Annotated in this window: 3 protein-coding genes; all 3 read right to left on the bottom strand. The window is 32.6% G+C overall.

Features of this window, described 5'->3' with window-relative positions; all coding sequences use genetic code 11:
* Positions 1 to 146: 146 nt before the first annotated feature.
* A complete protein-coding gene (locus ACHZC3_RS06275) occupies positions 147 to 1,793 on the bottom strand; it encodes a phospholipase D-like domain-containing protein (RefSeq protein ID WP_394759021.1) in 1,647 nt (548 codons plus the stop codon).
* A gap of 19 nt (positions 1,794 to 1,812) precedes the next feature.
* Positions 1,813 to 3,633 (bottom strand): DUF2272 domain-containing protein, encoded by a 1,821-nt coding sequence (locus ACHZC3_RS06270; protein ID WP_394759020.1) that lies wholly within the window; start codon positions 3,631 to 3,633, stop codon positions 1,813 to 1,815.
* Positions 3,634 to 3,644: 11 nt separating this feature from the next.
* Positions 3,645 to 4,008, bottom strand: a 364-nt coding sequence (locus ACHZC3_RS06265) for a S8 family serine peptidase (RefSeq protein ID WP_394759019.1), incomplete at its 5' end; no start/stop codon positions are given.

Below are 4,008 nucleotides of genomic sequence, written 5' to 3'. Positions count from 1 at the left end.
ATACTGTAGTCTTTTTGAGTACGCTTTACATAGCGAGGTTCCTGGGTGTTTTCCATAACGATGAATTTATGTATCGCCATTTTAGGACAAGACATTTTTTTGATTAAAAAAGCGTCTTGATTACTCGAGACGCTTTTTAATTATAACTAAACCAACATAGTATCATACAATTTCTTTCTTTTGCCTTTTAAAGTGTTTGCTTTATAAAAAGCAGGCACCCAATCTTTAGAATCTGTAAACAAATGCAATGGATTTCTATTATTTGTTTGGGTCATTTTTTTTGCGATTTGACGTACATAATAATGGTTAAAAACCCTAACAAATTCTGTCAGATACATATCGGCTAAATCTTTATTTCCTTTTATAATTACAGTGTTTTCGTCATTATTAGAAATACTATTGTCGCTAAAATTTGCTGAACCAATAATAACGATAGGATTTTCACTCATTGGATCTATCAATACTATTTTATTGTGTATAAAATTGGTGCCGCTTTTAAACAAACTTCCTGCACTTGTCTCTTTTAACCAATCGAACAACGGCTCTTTAAAATAACCACCATATACGATAACATTATCAAAATCATTGTTTACAAATGTGGTGTTTTTATCTTGTTTGTCAATCAAAATATATTTTAATTGATCTGTTTGTCTTACAACTGCTTCTTTTATTAATTTATTAAAAGAAAAAGGAAACATTCCACAGATTAATGAATTGGAGTTATTTAGAAAATCTGAATACGTTTTAAGAATGTCTTTTGTTTTTCTAGGGCTAAAAAAAACGGATGTTCCATTTGGTATTTCTTCCGCTTTCAACTCTTTTTGAATTTCAGAAGTTTTATTTTTAATAATTGCCTGTTCAGGATCAGAATGAAGACATTTCCAGTATTCAAAATATTTTTGAGCAATAGCTTCATTTTTTATAATGTGTCCAGTATTACATTGTCCAAAAATCCCTTTCTCAGTAATGTTAGTAGAACCCGTCCAAACAGTAATAGGTTTATTGTTTTTAAGCAAAATAATAAATTTATTATGCGAAATATTAGGCACATTATTTCTTGGGGTTAGAATTGATTCTGGAAGATTTGCTGTTGAAATAGCGTGTTCATTTTTTTCTTTCTGCCCTACAGAATCGTAAACAATTTGAACATCGACATTTCTCTCTTCAAATGCTTTTTTGAAAGCTTCAAGTACTGGCGGATATTCAAATTCGTAAAGTGCTGCACGCAATTGATAGTTACTGTCTGCTGCAGATTCCACAAACCCAATTAAAGCTTCAAAAAGACCTCTGGACAACCATTGAAGTGCTTTCTGTTGTTCGTCAGGATTCATTTCACTTGGTTTTTTGTTTTTAAACTTGCTAGCATACGCATTGCTTCCAGCTACACCTCTATTAAAATAGACTTCGTGTTCAGCCAACTTGTTAGTTGGCGTATTTACTGTAATAGCACAACTTTTTCCATATTTAAGAAGTTTCGGTTTCCCAAAAACGGGAATAATTGTATAGATGTATTGATGTTTTTCTTTGACAGTAAAATCTTCCCATAAAAAAGATTGTATTGGCTGCTCGAATGTGGTAAATAATTGACCGTTATCTGTTCTAGATTCTGTTCCTTCAAAATACTTAAATCCTTTAAGGAAATATTTTTCATGCTCTGTTTTGTCTTCTCTTTCGATAGCAAAACCAAGTAATCCTTTTGTTTTATTAACATCCATATCAAACGACAATAGGCAGCAAGTTGTGCCGCATATTGCCGTTACCGTTAGCCCGTTTTGTGTGTTTCTAAATCTCATAACAGTAGTAGTTTTAAGATTAAAAATTAACTCTAGTTGATAATCTTGAAGCTCCAGCTGAGTTGGGATGTATTTCGTCTCTCCAATATTGTGAGCCATTTAGCAATCCTCGAAAATCGATAATTTGAGTTTGAAATTGATATCTTCTTTGAATAAATATTGCTTTTATACAGTTTAATAAATAATGAAATTTATCTAGAAGTCTGATTATAATATAGCATCTTAAAATTTCATCGTTTATATGTAATCGATCAAATACTGGTTTTATCCAAGGTCCGAGTGGCAAACTTACATTGACTAACGATGGTCTTACACCTAATTTATACAACGGATAATCGTAGGTATGCATATAAAATTTAGTATTTGGCGTTGAGTTTGAATTGACAATACTTCCAAATCCTAAATAATTTGTTGCAATTGTATTGAAAATTCTGTTCAGGTTAGCTGTATTGAAAAGTGCATTTTCAAACACCTGAGTGTTTAGATATCTTTTATATAAAATGCATTTTCTAAACAATTCATCTCCAGAAGCTGTGTTTTGCAAATCGTTTAGTTTAGATTGATCTGTGAAAAAATTAGTACTAAAGCTAGTAATTCCAGGATTTAATATTGTCCCAAGTTGTGGAAAAACATCATTACCTCCACCACTAAAATATATTCTATCGATTCTATAGTTACTGATGTATTGAACAAAGTTTGCTTTATCATTAAACATATCACTAGTGGTTTCTCCAAATTTTGCCAAGTGCAAACTATTTAGATTCAAGCTTTGGTTTCTATCCGAAATGGTGTCGTACAAATCAAGCACACGAGGAATTGGATAATCAAGCCAAGAATCACCTTCAAAAATCACATTTAAAGTATTTGGGTTGTTTGCATTTCTTCTAAAAAGAAAAGCATTTGTAAAAAAAGGTTGGTGGAGCGATTCGTCTTCGCCTTCAGTAATTGATTCTGTTATTCTTGGAGTGCAAACTGACCCTAATTTAATAATTCCAAAACAACTACCTGGATTTCTTACTGCGGCAGGATTTAAAATAGTATCGTTATTATTCAAACGTATCCGTACTGAAGCAACAGTACCATTGCTTCTTTTATTTCCTCCAACGACTACTGCAAATTTTCTATTATTTTCGACTATTATTTCTTTCACTACATCACAATGGGATACTCCTCCTACACCTTCCAAATCACGAACATTGTTGTTTGCATCAAGATAAAGTCTAGCCAATCCATTTAAGGCATGATTACTCATTACGCCGTTATCATTTACTCTATTAAAACATAGAATATCACCTACTTCTACAGCATTTGTGTTATCAACTAGCCAAACTGGTTTTGAAGCATCGTTTTTTCTTGCGTTGCTCAAAGCTTGAACCACATAAGTAATATGTCTCATACTAAACACAAACCCGTCAGATTCTTCAACCCCAGCAGTTCTCATAGCCCAAGAAACAAAAGCCGCACTCCACGCATTTTGACCTCTAGCCGATGCCAAAGCAGTGTTTCTAGGATTTACATTTTGATAACTTGGCGGATTTGCTCTTGTGCCTCTTACACCTCTCCAATATTCTTCGAGTTGATCAATCATTTTAAAGCTTCCATCAGGGTTTGTTTCTGCTTCTCCTATTGATCTGCCTCGATTTCCCACATCATAAGGATCAATCCAATCTAATTCGGCTTGTCCTAAAATATAAGCAATTTGATTTCTAATAGCACACCAATCCTTTATATTGGCTGGTCTGGTTGTGACTACTTGTTCGTTTTGATTGAAATAATTTAAAGATTCGTATAAATTATTATTGGGTCTGTTTCTTCTATAATTTGTGATATAATTTTCCATAACGATGTGTTTTATTTGATTATTTTATTTGGATTTACATAACCATTTCCTGCTCTAAAAATTTCCAAATTATTATTAGGAAAAACTGCTGGATCACACGCCTTAAATAGTTTTTCTCGAATTTGTTTTATATTTAAATTTGGTTCTTTTTCAAGAATTTTAATAACTAATGAAGCTACAAAAGGAGCAGCCATACTACTTCCGCTTTTTGAACATAACTTGTTAGAAGCTCGAGTCTCCCTACTTGATGAAGAACAAGATGATTTTATTTTAGATCCTGGAGCCAAAATTTCTGGTTTCATTCTTCCATCAACAGTTGGACCAGAGCTACTGAATGGCAATATAGTTTTGTTGTCATCTGTTTGATCATAAGCA

Origin of the sequence: Flavobacterium sp. (genome assembly GCF_043720215.1) — a bacterium.
In the GTDB taxonomy this organism is placed as follows: domain Bacteria; phylum Bacteroidota; class Bacteroidia; order Flavobacteriales; family Flavobacteriaceae; genus Flavobacterium.
The sequence above is the reverse complement of the archived record's forward strand: the minus strand, read 5'-3'. Positions and strand labels throughout refer to the sequence as shown.

Excerpts from the sequence above, each read along its gene's own strand:
- ACHZC3_RS06275 (WP_394759021.1), bottom strand. The coding sequence starts at position 1,793 with ATGAGATTTAGAAACACACAAAACGGGCTAACGGTAACGGCAATATGC.
- ACHZC3_RS06270 (WP_394759020.1), bottom strand. The coding sequence starts at position 3,633 with ATGGAAAATTATATCACAAATTATAGAAGAAACAGACCCAATAATAAT.